A 16,749-nucleotide genomic window follows, 5' to 3' on the forward strand; every position below is an offset into this window, starting at 1 on the left:
TGGAGATGCGCGATTCGCTGAAGGACCGGGTCCGGGACAAACTGCTGCGGCAGCTCGCCGAGGACGGTCCGCCCGGACCCGAATCCGAGGATCCACGTCTCATCTCGGTGGTCGCCGATCTGGACGCCCTGGACAGTGTGGGCGAGGACGATCCGCTGATCGAACAGCTGGCGGGCCGCTACCTGGTTTTCTGACCGGCCGGCGGCAGCGGCGGCAGCGGTTCGGAGTACAGCCAGTCCTGCCACAGGGGATGCAGGGGTACCACGCTGTAGTGGCCGACCAGGTCGGTGAACTCCTCGGTGGAGACCGAGCCGTGGCGGTGGCGGGCGGTCCAGTCCCGGATCAGCCGGAAGAACGCGGTATCGCCGAGTTCCAGCCGCAGCGCGTGCAGGGTGAGGGCGCCCCGCTTGTAGACGCGGTCGTCGAACATGAGCGTGGGGCCCGGATCGCCGACCACGATGTTCTGTGGTTCCCGGTGCAGAGTGTGCCAGGCCGCGCGGGCGAGCTGATCGGCGCTCGGGCCACCGGAGGCTTCCGACCAGATCCACTCCGCGTAGCAGGCGAACCCCTCGTGCAGCCAGATATCGCACCAGTGCTGGATGGTGAGACTGTTGCCGAACCACTGATGGGCGAGTTCGTGGGCGACCAGGCGTTCCGCGCCGCGGCGGCCGTCGCAATGGTTGGCGCCGAAGATGGAGATGCCCTGCGCTTCGATAGGGATCTCCAGCTCGTCCTCGGTGACCACCACCGAATAGCTCTGGAACGGGTACGGCCCGAACAGGTCGCCGAAGACCGTCATCATCTGCGGCTGGCGAGCGAAATCGTGGTCGAATTCGGCGCGTAACCGGGGCGGGATCACCGCGTACATGGGTACCGGCGCGTCGTGATCGGTGAGCCGGTGTTTGCGATAGCGGCCGATCTGCACGGTGGCCAGGTAGCTGGCCATCGGTTCGGCTTGCTCGTACACCCAGGTGGTCTGCCCGGCCTTGGTCTGTTTGCCGGCCAGGGTGCCGTTGGCGAGGGTGTGGTACGGGGTGTCGGTGGTGATCGAGATCCGGTAGCTGGCCTTGGAACTGGGGTGGTCGTCGCAGGGGAACCAGGACGCCGCGCCGTTGGGCTGGCTGGCCACCAGCGAACCTTCGGTGAGTTCCTCCCAGCCCACTTCGCCCCACGGCCCGCGGACGGGTTTGGGTGCGCCGGCGTACTGGACGACGAACTGCAGGATCCCGCCCGCCGGGATCCGCTGCCGCGGGGTGATGGTGAGTTTGCCGCGCTGATGGTTGTACTTACCGGCCTTGGTGCCGTTGACCAGCACTTTCGACACCGCGAGGGCCTGCGAGAGGTCGAGTGAGTAGCGGGGGCGTTCGGCCGTGGTCACCGCGGTGATCACGGCGCGGCCGGCCAGCCGGTTACTGGCGACCTTGTAGTTCAATTCCAGTTCGTACCGCGAGACGCGATAGCCCCGGTTTCCGTTCTGCGGGAGATAGTCGTCGATGGGGGCGTCGTAGAACCTACTCCCCATCAGCGGTCGGTCTCCTCGTCCGCCGGATCGGTCTCCGCGGTGCGCACCGGACCCGACCAGGGGGCGATGGGGTTACCCCACCATCTCGTGGAAGGCGGCACGGTATCGCCGCGCATCACCAGGGAGGCCGGACCCACGGTCGCGCCCGCGCCGAGGGTGGCGGCGGGCAGGGCGACGCAATGCGGGCCGAGAGTCGCACCTGGCTCCAGGGTCACGGTGTCCATGGCCATGATGCGGTCGTGGAACAGGTGGGTCTGCACCACGCAACCGCGTTCCACGGTCGCCCCGTCACCGAGTGTCACCAGGTCTGCCTCCGGAAGCCAGTAGGACTCGCACCATACCCCGCGGCCGATCTTCGCGCCGAGCGCTCGCAACCAGAGGTTCAGTACGGGCGTACCGGTCGCCGCCCGGGCGAACCACGGTGCCGCAACGGTTTCGACGAAAGCGTCCGAGACCTCGTTACGCCAGACGAACGAACTCCACAACGGATGTTCCTCGGCCCGGATACGGCCCACCAGAACCCATTTCGCGGTCACCGCGCTCGCGCAGGCCACCGCGCCCGCCACCATCAGCACGACCCCGGACAGCAATGCGGCGGCGAGGAAGCCGAGACCGCCGGCCAGGCGGGCGAGGGTGAACAGCACCGCGAGGCCGATGGCGAAGGTCACCACCACCGCGGCCAGGCGGCACGTTTCGAAGGCGCCGCGGTAGATCCGCAGCCGCAGCGGTGGGTCGAAGGTGCGGTCGGTATCGGCGTTTCCGGCCGCGCGGCGCAGCCGCACCGGTGGGCTACCGAGCCAGGACGAACCGGCCTTGGCCTTGCTCGGTGCCGCCGACAACACCGCGACCAGGCCGTTTTTCGGCACCCGCCGGCCGGGCGCGGTCATCCCCGAATTGCCGAGGAAAGCGCGTTTACCGACCTTCGCCTCCCCGATGTGCAGCCAGCCGCCGCCCAATTCGTAACTGGCGATCATGGTGTCATCGGCGAGGAAGGCACCGTCGGCGACGGTGGTGAATTTGGGCAGCAGCAGCACGGTGGACGCCTCGACCCGTTTACCGACCTTCGCGCCGAGCAGCCGCAACCAGATGGGAGTCAGCAGGGAGGCGTACAGCGGGAACAGGAAGGTCCGGGCCGAATCGAGCAGGCGCTCGGTGGCCCATACCTGCCACCCCACCCGGCTGCGCACGGGGTGGTAGCCCTCGGTCAGGCCGATACTGAGCAGCCGGACCGCCACGATGGTCGCCACCGCGTACAACACCAGGCTGAACAGGGTCGCCACCGGCAACCAGAGGAATGCGGGGACCAGTGCGTCCGCCAGGGTCGCGGTATCCCGGATACCCCACGCGATCACCGCCAGGCCCACCGCAAGCCCGGCCAGCGGCAGCGCGCCCAGGGCCAGCGAACCGATCCCGTAGGCCAGTACCCAGTGCACGGCCCGTTCCGGCGTCTCCGCAGGCCAGCGGTGCCGCGCGCGGCCTACCTTCACCGCCGGTGAACCGGCCCATTCCTGGCCGGCCTTCACCTTCCCGGCAACCGCCGACCCGGCCGCGATCTCCGCGTCGCGGCCGATCCGGGTCCCGGGCAACAGCACCGATCGAGCCCCGACCACCGCGCCCTTGCCCACCACGATCGAACCGATGTGCACGGTATCGCCGTCGATCCAGTAGCCGGACAGATCGACCTCGGGTTCCACGCTGCACCCGTCGCGCAGTTCGAGCATGCCGGTGACCGGGGGCAGGGTGTGCAGGTCCACGCCCTTGCCGACCTTCGCGCCCAGCGCCCGGGCGAACGGCACCATCCACGGGGCGCCGGACAGGTTTTCTGCCCCGCTGGCCTCGGCCAGCCGCACCGCCGCCCACAATCGCACGTGCACCGAACCGCCGCGCGGATAACTACCCGGGCGCACCCCGGCGAGCAGTGTGCGGGCGCCGGCCACACAGATCGCCATCCGGCCGAGCGGGGTGATGAACACCAGGAACAGCAGGACGGTCCACCACCAGGACAGGCGGGGAAGCCACGGCAGCAGGTCGAACCAGGCCGTGACCCCGGCGGCCACCGCCAGCCAGGTGACCCACTGCAGCCCGGTGAGCGTGGTCAGGGCGACCGTCGCGGCGATCTGGATCAGCTGCGCCGAACGCGGGGTCGGCGCCACCTCGCGGGTTTCCGCGACCGCACCCGGACCGCTGTCGTCGAGAAGTTCGGTCAGGGCGCCGAGCCGCGGATGATCGTAGATATCGGCGACTGTGATCCGCGGATACCGAGCCCGCAACGCGGTCACCAGCTGCGCCGCCGACAGCGAGCCGCCGCCCAGTTCGAAGAAATCGGCTTCCGCACCGGTGATCTCCGCGCCCAGGACATCGGTCCAGATCTGTGCGACCCACGCGGCGGTACCGGTGAGCCCGTGGTCGGTTGCGGAGTCGGCGCCGGCCAGCGGCCACGGCAGCGCGTTGCGATCGACCTTGCCCGAGGTGCGGGTGGGCAGTTCCGGTACCACCACCAGGCGCGGGATCAGCGGTGCGGGAAGCTGCCCCGACAGCCGGGCCCGGGCCGCGGCCAGGTCGTAATCGTCCGGGACCCCGGTGAGGTAGCCGATCAGGACCGGCGACCCGGTGGCGGTGGTGCGCACCGCGGCGGCCGCGCCACTCACCCCGGGGAGATGTTGCAGCGCGTTGTCGATTTCGCCGAGTTCGATCCGGCGGCCTCCGATCTTCACCTGATCGTCGGCGCGGCCGAGGAACACCAGCCCGGCGCTGTCGTTGCGAACCAGGTCACCGCTGCGGTAGGCGCGCTCCCAGCCCAGTGTCGCCAGCGGGGCGTACTTCTCGGCGTCCTTCGCGGGGTCGAGGTAGCGGGCCAGGCCCACCCCGCCGATCACCAGTTCACCGGATTCTCCCTCACCCACGGGGGCACCGTCCGCGTCCACCACGGCGAGGTCCCAGCCGTCCAGCGGCAGCCCGATCCGCACCGGGCCGGTACCGTCCAGCAGCGCCGCGCAGGCCACCACGGTGGCCTCGGTGGGGCCGTAGGTATTCCATACCTCGCGGTCGTCGTCGGCGAGGCGTTCGGCCAGTTCCGGCGGTACCGCTTCGCCGCCGAAGATCAGCAGGCGCACCGATTCCAGGGCTTCCGGCGGCCAGGTGGCGGCGAGGGTCGGGACGGTGGAGACCACGGTGATGCCCTGCCGGACCAGCCACGGGCCGAGATCGGCGCCGGTGCGTACCAGCGCGCGCGGCGCCGGGACCAGGCAGGCGCCGTGCCGCCAGGCCAGCCACATCTCCTCGCAGGAGGCGTCGAAAGCCACCGACAAGCCGGCCAGCACGCGGTCGCCGGGGCCGAGCGGGTTCTCGCGCAGGAACAGCCGGGCCTCGGCATCGACGAAGGCGGCGGCATTGCGATGGGTCACCGCGACACCCTTCGGTGTGCCGGTGGAACCGGAGGTGAAGATGATCCAGGCGTCGTCGTCGGGAGTAGGCAGTCCGGGGGATTGCCCACCGGTTGCCGGACCCGGTTCGCCGGCCGCGGGACGATCCGCGGCGGGCTCGATACCGGACGCGGTCGCGATGGCCGTGACCTGTGCCTCACCGAAAACCAGCCGCGCGCGCTCCTCGGGATCGTCCGCGTCGACCGGAACATAGGCCGCGCCGGCATGCAGTACCGCCAGGATCGTCAGATACAACTCCCACGTACCCGACGGCATCCGGACACCCACCCGGTCGCCCCGGCGGACGCCGGCCGCGATCAGCGCGCCGACCGAATCATCGATTTCCGTCAGCAGCTCGGCATAGGTCAGGGTGCGGTCGGCGGTTGCCAAGGCGGGCGCGTCGGGATGGTGTGCGGCCGTCTCGGCCAGGACCTCGACCAGGGTGCGGGCAGCCGGGGCCGCATCGGCGCGCCGGAGCCCGCTCTCCTCTTGCAGCTGCGACTGCATCTACCCGGCCCACCTTCCATCGCGCCCAGCCGACGGACTTGTTGTCTCATACCAGGGTTACCGCGCGGCAAACAGCGGTAGACCGGGTGAACAGCCTACCGGCGTGGGTGGAGGGGCGATCAGTCCGCGTCGTCGGTGAGCGGGGTGGGGCGGTAGTAGCGGCCCTTGTAGTAGAGCAGGGGAACGGTGGGCGGTTCCTCTTCGGTGTCGTCGTGCACCTTCACCACCCGGCCCACCACGAGAGTGTGATCGCCGATCGGGATGAGCTGTTCGACGGTGGTGCGCAGCCACAGCGGGGTGCCGTGCAGTACCGGTTCGCCGGTGTCCAGGGCCGACCAGAGAGCGGGGTCGCTGAAACGGTGCGCGGCGGTCCGGGCGAACCGCTGAGCCAGATGGCGCTGGTGTTCGCCCAGGAAATGGATCACCACCGAGTGCGCGGCGGTCAGGGCGGCGAGACTGGACGACGTATCGCTGATGTTGAAGGAGATGAGCGGCGGATCCAGGGAGAGCGAGGCGAACGAGGTCGCGGTGAAACCGACCGGGCCGGTGGCCGAGTTCAGCGTCACGATGGTGACGCCGGACGGGTAGTGCCGCATCGAGGCGCGGTACTGCTCGGCGGTGATACCGCTGAGGTCGTCGGGGATCCGGATTCCGGTGTCGGGCCGTGGTGCTTCGGTCACCCCGCCGACGCTACGCGCGGAACCGGGCGCTCGCGCGGGCCGGTCCGCTGGGCGGGAAGCCCGTTATTCCATCTCGAGGGAGAGTCCGGCGGTGATCCGCAGCAGCTCGGGATACGAGGTGCGGAACACGGTGCCCGGGCAGCCGCCGGCCGCCAGCAGTTCACCGAACCCGGCCAGCATGCTGTCCACCCAGGTGGGCAGGTTCACCGGATGACCCACCGGCGCGATACTGCCCGGCAGCTGCCCGGTGTACTTCACGGCCAGATGCGGCGGCGCCGGTATCAGGACGCCGTCGAGGCGGGCGCCGGTCCGCCGCGCATCCACCTGGTGCGCGGCGGAAACCAGCAGCAGGATCGGTTCGTCGCCGAGCAGGAAGACCTGCGCCTGCACCAATGCCCCCGGATCCACCTCCATCGCCTGCGCCGTTTCCACGGGACCCACTGCGGATTCCGGCACGCTGACGATCAGGCCGTGGTGTCCGCGAGCTATCAAGGTATCCGAGACCCGGCAGGTTATCGGTGGAAGCGACCTGCGCATGGTCACAGGGTAGGACGAACCGGGCCCCGGGGGCGCTGTTCGCCGATGCGGGGCCGGTTCCGTCCCGGCGAGTGGACACCGGCCGTCGCCCAGCCGTTGCGGGTCGACCCGGATGCCGAAGGCGCGGCTGCGGGGCAATCGACCCGCCCCGAACTCCCGGAGCGAGCCATTAGTCTGAACCGATGACAGAGTGGCAGGCTTTCACCGTCGAAACCAACGATCGCGTCGCCCGGGTGACGCTCACCGGCCCGGGTAAAGGGAACGCCATGGGCCCGGATTTCTGGCGGGAACTGCCGGAGATCTTCCGCGGTCTAGACGCCGACCCGGAGGTCCGGGCGATCGTGCTCACCGGTTCGGGTAAGCATTTCTCCTACGGACTCGACCTGCCCGCCATGAGCGGCACCTTCGGCCCGCTGATGGCCGATCGCGCGCTGGCCGCCCCGCGCACCGATTTCCTCGGCGAGATCCGCCGCCTGCAAGACGCGATCACCGCGGTAGCCGAATGCCGTAAACCGGTTGTCGCCGCGATTTCCGGCTGGTGCATCGGCGGCGGCCTCGACCTCATCGCCGCCGCCGATATCCGCTACGCCAGCGCCGAAGCGAAGTTCAGCCTGCGCGAGGCCAAGGTCGCGATCGTGGCCGATGTGGGTTCGCTACAGCGCCTGCCCGGCATCATCGGCGAAGGTCACCTGCGTGAATTGGCCTATACGGCCAAGGACATCGACGCCGCCCGCGCCGAAAAGATCGGTCTGGTCAACGATGTCTACCCCGACCAGGAAGCGGCCCTGGCCGCCGCCGAAGCGACCGCCCGGGAAATCGCGGCCAACCCGCCCCTGGTGGTTCAGGGCGTGAAAGACGTCCTGAACCAACGCAATTCCAGCACCGTCGCCGAGGGCCTGCGCTACGTCTCCGCCTGGAACGCCGCCTTCCTCCCCTCGGAAGACCTCACCGAAGCCATCCAGGCAGTCTTCGAAAAGCGCACCCCGGACTACAAGGGCCGCTAGCGGTGCTCTCGGCGCGCCGATGCGCGGGGTTGCGGTCCCGTATCTCGGCGCGCCGGGGGCTCAGTGCCCGCCTTTGTCCTTCAACCGCTGGAAGGACGCCTCGATCTCGGCCTCGGCCTCGGCCCGTCCGACCCATTCCGAGCCCTTGACGTACTTGCCGGGCTCCAGGTCCTTGTAGCGCTCGAAGAAGTGCTTGATCGCGGCCAGTTCGAATTCCGGGACGTCGGCGAGGTCCTGGATATGATCCCAGCGCGGATCGCCGGCCGGTACGCACAGGATCTTGTCGTCGCCGCCGGCTTCGTCGGTCATCCTGTACATGGCCACCGGGCGGGCCTCGACGATCACCCCGGGGAACACCGAATCCGGCAGCAGGACCAGGGCGTCCAGCGGGTCGCCGTCTTCGCCCAGGGTGTCCTCGATGAAGCCGTAGTCGGCCGGGTAGGCCATCGAGGTGTACAGGAACCGGTCCAGCCGGACCCGGCCCGTTTCGTGGTCGACCTCGTACTTGTTACGCGACCCCTTGGGGATCTCGATGGTGACGTCGAATTCCACGCCAACTCCTTCCGCTGCTGTCACGATGCGCCGTGGCGGCCGGCCCGGCCGGCGCACCCGGTTGTTCGCCGAGAACGGTAGCGGACCGGACCCGGATAGGGTTGTCCGCGGGCACATGGGCCGGCCGGGGTCCCGGTGCCGAGGACGGTACGAGGAGACGACGGCAACGTGGTGTGGCAGGGCGGCAGCGGGATGAACGGTACGGCGGGACGCCGGCGCCGCGGGATACGCGCATGGGTGATCACCGTGCTGGTGGGGCTGCTGGGAGCGGCGGCCGTGGTGGCCGCGGTACTGCAACCGTGGACTCCGGAGTTCCGGCACGGCGGGCTCACCATCGCCGCGCCGCCCGCACCGGTCGACCCGGTGCCGGAGATCGTGCCCGCGCCGGAGACCGGTCCGGCGCCCAGCCCGGCCGGTGTGGCGGCGGCGCTCGGCCCGGTGGCGGCCAACCCCGATCTCGGTGGTTTCGCCGGGTCGGTGACCGACGCCGCGACCGGCACCGTCCTGTGGAATTCCCGTGCCGACGAACCGCGGGTGCCCTCCTCGACGGCCAAGATCATGACCGCCGCGGCGGCCCTGCTCACCTTGCCCGCCGATCAGCGGGTGCAGACGCGGGTGGTCGCGGGTGCGGCACCGAACGAGATCGTGCTGGTGGCCGGTGGTGACCCCACGCTGACCGCGCAGCCCGGCGGCGACGGCTACTACCCGGGCGCGGCCGGCCTGACCGATCTCGCCGATCAGGTCCGGTCCGCCGATGTGCGGGCCGACACCGTTGTGGTCGATATCTCGCGCTATTCCGGTGCGACGATGGCGCGCGGCTGGGAACCGGCCGATATCGGCGGTGGTTCCATCGCGCCGCTGGAACCGGTCATGCTCGACGGCGGCCGCCTCGACCCGCTGGTGGAGTATTCCCCCCGGTCCGGTACACCGGCGCTCGATGTGGGCCGCCGCTTGGCGACCGAACTGGGCCTGGATCCCGCGCGGGTGCGGATCGGCACCGCGCCGCAGGGGACCAAACGCCTGGCCGAGGTCGCTTCCGCGCCGTTGCGCGACCGGTTGCGCGACATGATGGTGTATTCGGACAATGTGCTGGCCGAGACGATCGGCCGGGAGGTCGCGCAGGCCACCGGCCGGCCCGCGTCGTTCGAAGGGGCGGCCGCCGCGGTCGCCGCGGTGCTCACCGAGCACGGTTTCGATCTGACCGGTGTCACCATGTTCGACTGCAGCGGCCTGTCGACCGACGACCGGATCCCCGCCCGGGTGCTGGACCGGATCCTGGCCACCGCGGCGGGGCCGGGCGCGGACGAGGCGCCGGAGCCCACGACCCCCAAACCGCTGATCCCGCCGATCGGCGCCGGCGCGAAAACCGAACCGGCCGACCCCGGTGTCACGTTGACCGAAACTCTGGTCCCGTTGCTCGATTATCTGCCGGTGGCGGGCGGTACCGGCTCGCTGACCAGCCGCTACGTCACCCAGAATCAGGCCGGGGCCGGATGGGTGCGCGCCAAGACCGGAACTCTCTCGGTGGCCAGTACGTTGGCTGGGTACGTGCTGGATCGTGACGGCCGGGTGCTGACCTTCACATTGATGTCGAGCGATCGTCCGCCGGAGGTCAGCCGGCCCGCGCTGGATGCCGTCGCGACGACGCTGCGCAACTGTGGATGTTCCTGACGGCTGGAGGGCGCATGACGATTCGACAAGGTCCTGCCGGGCCCGGCGCCACGGAGTCGCCCGAGACCGGTACCCCCGATTCCGAGCGGCGTACCTTCGCCGGCGCGGTGGACTGGCGCTGGGCCGCCCGCACCGGGGCGGCGCTGGTACCGGCCGGGCCGCGGACTTCCCGCCTCGCCGCGGAACAGGCCGTGGCCGAACTGGCCGAGTCGTCGGTGCGGGCCGAAGCCCCGGTGCGCGCGGTGACCGGCCTGCTCGACGACCAGCCGGTACCCGCGGCGCGGATCGTCGACCGCCCCGGCTGGATCGGCGCGGCCGCCGATTCCATGTCCCTGCTCACCGGCACCGGGACCACCGGCGAGAATGGTGGGCCGGGCGGCATTCTGGCCGGTAAACCGGCCGGTGTGCAGGTGGGCGCCATGCTGGCCTTCCTGTCCACCGCCATCCTCGGCCAGTACGACCCGTTCACCGGCCCCGACGGCACGTTGCTGCTGGTGGCGCCGAATATCGTCGGGGTCGAACGGGCGCTGGGCGTGACTCCGGCGGATTTCCGGCTCTGGGTATGCCTGCACGAGGTGACCCACCGGGTCCAGTTCTCGGCATCGCCGTGGTTGTCCGGCTATATGCGCGAGAACGTCGAAGTGCTCGGTGATATCGAGGACGAGGCGACCATGGAGATGCTCGGCCGCCTGATCGCCGAACTCAAACTGCGGCGCAGCGGTAAGGCCGGCGACGATCCCAACTCGCGCGGCGTGGTGGGGCTACTGCGCGCCACCCAGCCACCGGCCCAGCGCGAGGCGCTGGACCGGCTCCTGATGCTGGGCACCCTGCTCGAAGGGCACGCCGATCATGTGATGGACGCGGTGGGCCCGAGCGTGGTGCCGACCGTCGAACAGATCCGGTCGGCGTTCGACCGGCGCCGCACCCGTCCCACCAACCCGGTGCAGCGGCTGCTGCGCGCGCTGCTCGGTATCGACGCGAAGGTCGCGCAATACGTGCGCGGGAAGGCCTTCGTCGACGAGGTGGTGGATACGGTCGGCATGCAGCAGTTCAATGTCATCTGGACGGACGCGAACACCCTGCCGCGCACCGAGGAGATCGACGAACCCCGCCGCTGGATCGCCCGGGTACTGGACTGATCCGCGGCCGGCGAGTTCGCTGCTCGCGCGGGCCGGTAGGTACAACGACCGCGCCGGGCGACGATGAGTGAGCGGAGGAGCGGCGGGTGGACAATCGCGACAGCGGGCCGGCCCGGATGGCGCCCGAGGTTCCGCTCGAACGCCCGGGGCCGGTCCGGTTGCCGGAAACGCCGGCGGTACTCGATATGCGGCATGCGGTGCGGGATTGGCTCGCGCGGTACAGCGCCGCGGGCGCGGTGGCGGTCGGTGTTTCCGGTGGTGCCGATTCGCTCGCGCTGACTGCCGCGGTCGTTGCCGAAGGGACGGCCGTGGACGCGCTGGTGGTGGACCATCGGCTACAGCCGGGCTCGGCTACCGTCGCGGAAACCGCAGCCCGGACGGCGCGGGCGCTGGGCTGCCGGTCGGCCCGGGTGCTGGCCGTCGAGGTGGGCCGCGAGGGGGGAATGGAAGCCGCCGCGCGTACCGCCCGTTACCGCGCACTGGACACCGCCCGGGGTGCGCTACCGGTCCTGCTCGGGCATACCCTCGACGATCAGGCCGAGACCGTGTTGCTCGGGCTCGGCCGCGGTTCGGGTGCCCGCTCGATCCAGGGTATGGCGCCCTTCGACGACCCGTGGGGCCGGCCGCTGCTGGGTGTCCGGCGCGATACCACCCGGCAGTTCTGCGCGGATCTCGGGCTCTCGCCCTATGAAGATCCACACAATTTCTCTCCGGAATTCACCCGGGTCCGGCTGCGCACCGACGTGCTGCCGGTGCTCGAGGATGTCCTCGGCGGTACCGCGGCCGTGGCGCTGGCGCGTACCGCCGAACTGTTGCGCGAGGACAATGCCGCGCTCGACGAGTTCGCCGCCGGATTGCTGGTCCGGGCCGGTGCCGAGCCCGCCGAACTGTCCTGCGAAGTGCTCGCCGGCGCTCCCGCGGCGGTCCGGCGCCGGGCCGTCCGGGCCTGGCTGCTGGAACGTGGCGTACGGGTGGTGACCGGGGCACATATCCGTGCCGTCGACGAGCTGGTGGTGGCCTGGCGCGGGCAGGGCGGGGTCGCGGTGAGCGGCGGAGATCGGGGGACCCGGTTGGTCGTCGTCCGGGAGCATGGCAGGCTGACACTTGCCCGCGCCGACCGGGCGAGCCGAGACCGAAGGGAAACCAGCTGACGTGTACGGGGACGATATCGCTTCGGTCCTGATCACCGAGGAAGAAATCGACGCCAAGGTCAGCGAGCTGGCCGAAGTGATCTCCAAACGGTACCCGGCCGATGCCCCGGAAGGGGATCTACTGTTGGTAGGGGTACTCAAGGGCGCGATCTTCTTCATGACCGATCTCGCCAAGGCCTTGCCTATCCCGACCCAGATGGAATTCATGGCCGTTTCGTCCTACGGTTCGTCGACCTCGTCGTCCGGGGTCGTGCGGATCATGAAGGACCTGGACAAGGACATCGCCGGCCGCAATGTGCTGATCGTCGAGGACATCATCGATTCGGGGCTCACGCTCTCCTGGTTGATGCGCAATCTCTCCACCCGTAACCCCGCCTCGCTCGAGGTGGTCACCCTGCTGCGCAAACCCGATGCGCTGCGCACGCAGGTCGAGGTGGCGAATGTGGGATTCGATATCCCCAACGAGTTCGTCGTCGGCTACGGCCTGGACTACGCCGAGCGGTACCGGGACCTGCCCTATATCGGCACCCTGCATCCGCGCGTCTACGGCGGCGAAAGCGACTGAGGGTTCGCCGGCGAGGCCGGCGAACCGAACCGTACGGGCTCCGGCAAGGGTGCCGAGTTCGGCGAGGATCACGGAGGGTTCGGGCCGCGTCGTGCTTCAGCGCCCGATGCGCCGAGTGCGCGACTGTCCGGTGCCGAAGCACGACTCCCGGGGCCGCCCCCACGGCGCCGGGCGCCGCGAAATTACGCCGAGATGGCGGGCGGTGCCGCGAAACCACCCGCGACGGCGCGCTGGCCGAATTCGAGGATGGTCGGCCGGGTATCGTCGGCGCGCCAGGCGACGGCGAGTTCACACGGCGGGATGCCGGTGAGCGGCCGCGCGGTGAGGCCGGGCCAGCGGTACATGGGCACGTTGTTTTCCGCGAGCAGGCATAGTCCCAGCCCCAGGCCGACGGCTTCCAGCCGGTCTTCCGGGGTGGCGGCTTCCGCGCCGATCTTCGCCGGCCGGCCGCCGCGGGCGTCGTTGCCGAGCCAGAAATCGCGAACCGCGCCGGCTTCGGCGGGCAGCGCGATGAACGGTTCGTCCAGCAGATCCGCGAAGTCGATCAGTTCCTGGCCCGCCCGCGCATGGTTCTCCGGGAGCAGGACCCAGCGCCGCTCGGTGCGCAGCACCTGCCAGCGGTAGCGGTTCGGGTCGGGCAGCGGGAGCCAGACCAGTGCCAGATCGGCCTGCCGGCCGGACAGACCGCTGGACGGGTCGGTCCAGGACGCCTGGTGCAGCGCGAGACGGTGGCCGCTGGCGCTTTCCAGATCGTTGAGCAGGCCGCGGCCCAGGTTCGACTGCAGGCCGACGCGCAGTACTTCGCCCGCTTCCTGCAATGAGCCGTTGGTGGTCTCCCAGAGTTCCAGGATCTTGCGGGCGCCGCCGAGCAACTCCTTACCGGCAACCGTGAGCGCGACGCTGCGCTGGTTGCGATCGAACAGGACCACATCGAGCTGACGTTCCAGCTGCCGGATCTGACGCGACAGGGTCGGTTGAGCGATGTGCAGCCGCTGGGCGGCGTTGGTGAAGTGCAGTTCCTCGGCGACGGCGACGAAATACCGCAGATCGCGCAAATGCGGGTCCATAGCACCTTGCTATCAGAATAGTTGCCGAATTTCCAGCCCTAATATGTTCGGAAGGTCCGCAATGCGGGCCCGAAACAGTCGGCAGGTTTGTTAGTGACAGCTTATTGGGTGTCACCGTGATGCGCATCATCGGTTTTCCGCCGCGCGGTCGGTGGGCGGTCCGCGGGCGATACGACGTAAAGCGCCGGGCGTTTCCGGTGGTAGGGCTGTTCATGGAATGTGTGGTGCCACCTCGGGCGATGAAGCGAGCGGATCTGCCGGCCGGGCGGCGCGGGGGTGAATTCCCATGCCATCTACTCGACTATGCACGTCAAGTGATATTGATCACAATAGGGTTTCGATGTCGTCCGTGCGACATAAAAGAGCGCGCCGCGGCCCCCTCGAACGGAACCGCGGCGCGCGTCGAATCCGGTCGTCAGGTGTTGCGGATCCGCTCCTCGTAGGCCTTGCGTTCCTCGGCGTCCACATCGTCGAGGAAGGTCTGCCCCGAGCCCATCGACCGGCCCAGGGCATCACCCACCGATTGCGGCAGCAGATTCACGAAAACCGACATGGCTCCCGCTGCCCGGGTCACCCGCGCCTTCGCCTTGGGTTTGGCGATCAGCCGCACCACCGCGGCGGCGATATCCTCCGGCTCGGCCGCCGGCAGCCCCTTGGGGGCGGCGACCCCGGAGCCGAGCTCGGTCCGGGTCAGTGTGGGCAGGACCGACGAGAACGACACCCCGGTGCCCCGGTACTCCTCGCGCAGCGTATCGGTGAAGCCCAGAACCGCGTGTTTGGAGGCGTTGTAGGTGGCCAGGCCCGGGATATGGGTCTCGCCCGCCAGAGAGGCGATATTGATGATGTGCCCGCGCCCCCGCGCGAGCATCCGGGCCAGGGCGATCTTGGAGCCGAGGATCACCCCGTAGACGTTGATATCCAGGATCCGGCGGGTGATCTGGTCGGGCTCCTCGACGAGCCGGCCCGTCGGCATGATGCCGGCGTTGTTGATCAGCACGTCGATCGGGCCGAGTTCGCGTTCGACATCGTCGAGGAAAGTGCTGAACGACTGCTGATCGGTGACATCGAGCCGGCCGTAGTGGTCGAAATCGTGCTCGGTGCCCGATTCCTTGACCGTCTTCTCGTCGATATCGCCGATCGCGATCTTGGCGCCCAGTTTCGCCAGCGCCACCGCGGTGGCCAGGCCGATCCCGCGTGCGCCGCCCGTGATCACGACAACCTTGCCGCGGATGGAATCGGTCTTCACTTCTTGTCTCCCTTGAGTCGGAGCAGGGCGGGGATATCGATCCGGCGCATACCGCGCGCACCGGCCGCGCGCATGGCGCCCAGTCCGATCAGGATCTTGTTCAGGTCGTAGGGCATCCAGGTGAGTTCGCGTTCCTGGGTCGGCAGGATCGGCGTGGTGATCGCCTTGGCCTTGCAGTACTTGCGCACGCCTTGCGCGCCGCCCCAGCGGGCACCCACACCGGAATCGCCCCAGCCCCCCATCGGCAGCGCGAAGTTGAACAGGTTGGCGAAGATATCGTTGATGTTCACCGCGCCGGCGTTCAATGCGCGCGCGACTCGTTCGCCGCGGGCCTTGTCCCCGGTCCAGACCGAGGCCGACAACCCGTAGACGGAATCGTTGGCCAGCCGGATGGCTTCGGCCTCGTCGGCCACCTTCATCACCGGCAGGGTCGGGCCGAAGGTTTCCTCGGTGATACACGACATGCTGTGGTCGACATCGACGAGCACGGTCGGTTCGAAGAAGGTGCCTTCCCCGGTGCGTTTGCCGCCGGTGAGTACCTTGGCGCCGGCGGCCACGGCTTCCTCGACATGCCGGGAGACGATCGCGACCTGGCTTTCGTTGGCCATGGCACCGATATCGTGGCGCGGGGTGCGATCGTCGCGACCCTGCCGCAGGGATTTGACGTTCGCGGTGAGTTTGGCGACGAACTCGTCGTACACCGGGGCCTCGACGTACACCCGTTCGACCGAGATGCAGACCTGCCCGGAGTTGAACATGCCGCCGAACGCGATACCGTGCGCGGCGCGTTCGAGGTCGGCATCGGCCAGCACGATCGCCGGATCTTTTCCGCCCAGCTCCAGGCTGTACGGGATCATGCGGGCCGCGCAGGCGGCCGCGATCCGGCGGCCGGTGGCGGTGGAGCCGGTGAACTGGATGTAATCGGCGTTGTCCACGACCGCCGCGCCGGTGGCGCCGGCGCCGGTGACGACGGCGAGCACCGGGGGCGCCCCGATCTCCGACCACCCGCGGGCGAGTTCGAGCGCCGACAGCGGGGTGACCTCGGAGGGTTTCAGGATCACGGCGGCACCGGCCGCCAGCGCCGGGATGACGTCGAGGATCGGCATGGCCAGCGGGAAGTTCCAGGGCGTGATCACGCCGACCACGGGATACGGTTCGAAAACGGTGGTCAGCCGTTTCACCCGGGAGAGGGGGCTGTGCGGCGACGGATGCTCGTCGGCCAGGAATTTGGGTGCGCGCCGCGCGTAGTAGCCGATCAGATCGCTGCCGAAGATCGGGTCGATGAGGGCGTCCACCCGGGGTTTGCCGGTTTCGGACTGGAGTACGTCGGCGAGCGCCTCGGTGTTGTCGATGATCCAGTCCTGCAGTTTCAGCAGCCATTCCTTGCGCCCGGTCGCGCCCATGGCCGCCCATTCGCGCTGGTGTTCGCGTAGTTCGGCGATCCGCGCGGCAACCTGGTCGGCGGGGGTATCGGCCACGCTGCCGACGATTTCGCCGGTGGCGGGATTGAGAACCCGGATTTCCGGATCCGGGGGCGGGCCCGCTGCGGGCTCGGTATCGGGTCGTCCCGATTCGGTATTGGTCACTGCTGTTCTCCCACTGCGTCGTGCTGGAACCGCTGGTGGCCGATCAGCGATCGGCGCAGTCCGATCGTGACACAATTCATTGGTAATCGCCTCAACATCT

General features: G+C 69.3%; 14 protein-coding genes. 6 read left to right on the forward strand and 8 right to left on the reverse strand.

The genetic code is table 11. The features are described 5' to 3' along the window. The first annotated feature begins 5 nt into the window (after window positions 1-5). On the forward strand, window positions 6-194 hold the full coding sequence (locus tag QH276_RS32055; RefSeq protein ID WP_280397585.1) for a hypothetical protein: 189 nt from the start codon (window positions 6-8) through the stop codon (window positions 192-194). Here QH276_RS32055 and QH276_RS32060 read toward each other — a convergent pair. From QH276_RS32060 to QH276_RS32075, 4 genes are all read right to left on the reverse strand, one after another. Then, a complete protein-coding gene (locus QH276_RS32060) occupies window positions 179-1,522 on the reverse strand; it encodes a M1 family metallopeptidase (RefSeq protein ID WP_280397586.1) in 1,344 nt (447 codons plus the stop codon). The genes QH276_RS32055 and QH276_RS32060 overlap by 16 nt on opposite strands. Then, complete coding sequence (locus tag QH276_RS32065) at window positions 1,522-5,451, reverse strand: Pls/PosA family non-ribosomal peptide synthetase (RefSeq protein WP_280397587.1); 3,930 nt, start codon at window positions 5,449-5,451, stop codon at window positions 1,522-1,524. Before QH276_RS32065 ends, QH276_RS32060 begins: the two co-directional genes overlap by 1 nt. Before the next feature lie 119 nt (window positions 5,452-5,570). Then, complete coding sequence (locus QH276_RS32070) at window positions 5,571-6,131, reverse strand: flavin reductase family protein (RefSeq protein ID WP_280397588.1); 561 nt, start codon at window positions 6,129-6,131, stop codon at window positions 5,571-5,573. 63 nt (window positions 6,132-6,194) lie between these two features. Next, entirely contained in the window at window positions 6,195-6,668 is a 474-nt protein-coding gene (locus QH276_RS32075) for a YbaK/EbsC family protein (protein ID WP_280397589.1), read from the reverse strand. A 182-nt stretch (window positions 6,669-6,850) separates the two neighbouring features. On the opposite strand from QH276_RS32075, the gene QH276_RS32080 reads away from it, so the two are divergent. Then, the gene (locus tag QH276_RS32080; RefSeq protein WP_280397590.1) at window positions 6,851-7,672 is read left to right on the forward strand and encodes a crotonase/enoyl-CoA hydratase family protein; all 822 of its coding nucleotides are present in this window, start codon (window positions 6,851-6,853) and stop codon (window positions 7,670-7,672) included. 60 nt (window positions 7,673-7,732) lie between these two features. On the opposite strand, the gene QH276_RS32085 is transcribed toward QH276_RS32080, so the two are convergent. Then, a complete protein-coding gene (locus tag QH276_RS32085; RefSeq protein WP_280397591.1) occupies window positions 7,733-8,224 on the reverse strand; it encodes an inorganic diphosphatase in 492 nt (163 codons plus the stop codon). A 192-nt stretch (window positions 8,225-8,416) separates the two neighbouring features. On the opposite strand from QH276_RS32085, the gene QH276_RS32090 reads away from it, so the two are divergent. The 4 genes from QH276_RS32090 (at window position 8,417) to hpt (ending at window position 12,750) form a co-directional block, all read left to right on the forward strand. Further along, window positions 8,417-9,895: a D-alanyl-D-alanine carboxypeptidase/D-alanyl-D-alanine-endopeptidase gene (locus QH276_RS32090; protein ID WP_280397612.1), complete on the forward strand. Its 1,479-nt coding sequence runs from the start codon at window positions 8,417-8,419 to the stop codon at window positions 9,893-9,895. Window positions 9,896-9,909: 14 nt separating this feature from the next. Next, complete coding sequence (locus tag QH276_RS32095; protein WP_280397592.1) at window positions 9,910-11,034, forward strand: zinc-dependent metalloprotease; 1,125 nt, start codon at window positions 9,910-9,912, stop codon at window positions 11,032-11,034. Between the two features lie 185 nt (window positions 11,035-11,219). Further along, on the forward strand, window positions 11,220-12,185 hold the full coding sequence (tilS, locus tag QH276_RS32100) for a tRNA lysidine(34) synthetase TilS (RefSeq protein WP_280397613.1): 966 nt from the start codon (window positions 11,220-11,222) through the stop codon (window positions 12,183-12,185). A 1-nt stretch (window position 12,186) separates the two neighbouring features. Next, window positions 12,187-12,750 carry a hypoxanthine phosphoribosyltransferase gene (gene hpt / locus QH276_RS32105; RefSeq protein WP_280397593.1) on the forward strand — a complete coding sequence of 188 codons (564 nt, stop codon included), beginning with the start codon at window positions 12,187-12,189 and terminating at the stop codon, window positions 12,748-12,750. Window positions 12,751-12,932: 182 nt separating this feature from the next. Here the strand turns inward: hpt and QH276_RS32110 are convergent, their stop codons facing one another. The 3 genes from QH276_RS32110 to QH276_RS32120 form a co-directional block, all read right to left on the reverse strand. Further along, window positions 12,933-13,817, reverse strand: coding sequence for a LysR family transcriptional regulator (locus tag QH276_RS32110; RefSeq protein WP_280397594.1), 885 nt, complete (start codon window positions 13,815-13,817; stop codon window positions 12,933-12,935). 415 nt (window positions 13,818-14,232) lie between these two features. After that, complete coding sequence (locus QH276_RS32115; RefSeq protein ID WP_280397595.1) at window positions 14,233-15,063, reverse strand: SDR family oxidoreductase; 831 nt, start codon at window positions 15,061-15,063, stop codon at window positions 14,233-14,235. Further along, on the reverse strand, window positions 15,060-16,649 hold the full coding sequence (locus QH276_RS32120; RefSeq protein WP_432278575.1) for an aldehyde dehydrogenase family protein: 1,590 nt from the start codon (window positions 16,647-16,649) through the stop codon (window positions 15,060-15,062). The genes QH276_RS32115 and QH276_RS32120 overlap by 4 nt, the downstream gene beginning before the upstream one ends. Between the last annotated feature and the right edge of the window lie 100 nt (window positions 16,650-16,749).

The organism is Nocardia carnea (genome assembly GCF_029869215.1).
Lineage (GTDB): Bacteria > Actinomycetota > Actinomycetes > Mycobacteriales > Mycobacteriaceae > Nocardia > Nocardia carnea_B.

Bases quoted from the DNA above. Each gene is read 5' to 3' on its own strand.
- QH276_RS32075 (WP_280397589.1), bottom strand. From the start codon at position 6,668: ATGCGCAGGTCGCTTCCACCGATAACCTGCCGGGTCTCGGATACCTTG.
- QH276_RS32095 (WP_280397592.1), top strand. From the start codon at position 9,910: ATGACGATTCGACAAGGTCCTGCCGGGCCCGGCGCCACGGAGTCGCCC.
- QH276_RS32080 (WP_280397590.1), top strand. From the start codon at position 6,851: ATGACAGAGTGGCAGGCTTTCACCGTCGAAACCAACGATCGCGTCGCC.
- tilS (WP_280397613.1), top strand. From the start codon at position 11,220: ATGCGGCATGCGGTGCGGGATTGGCTCGCGCGGTACAGCGCCGCGGGC.
- QH276_RS32060 (WP_280397586.1), bottom strand. From the start codon at position 1,522: ATGGGGAGTAGGTTCTACGACGCCCCCATCGACGACTATCTCCCGCAG.
- QH276_RS32055 (WP_280397585.1), top strand. From the start codon at position 6: ATGCGCGATTCGCTGAAGGACCGGGTCCGGGACAAACTGCTGCGGCAG.
- QH276_RS32065 (WP_280397587.1), bottom strand. From the start codon at position 5,451: ATGCAGTCGCAGCTGCAAGAGGAGAGCGGGCTCCGGCGCGCCGATGCG.
- QH276_RS32090 (WP_280397612.1), top strand. From the start codon at position 8,417: ATGAACGGTACGGCGGGACGCCGGCGCCGCGGGATACGCGCATGGGTG.
- QH276_RS32110 (WP_280397594.1), bottom strand. From the start codon at position 13,817: ATGGACCCGCATTTGCGCGATCTGCGGTATTTCGTCGCCGTCGCCGAG.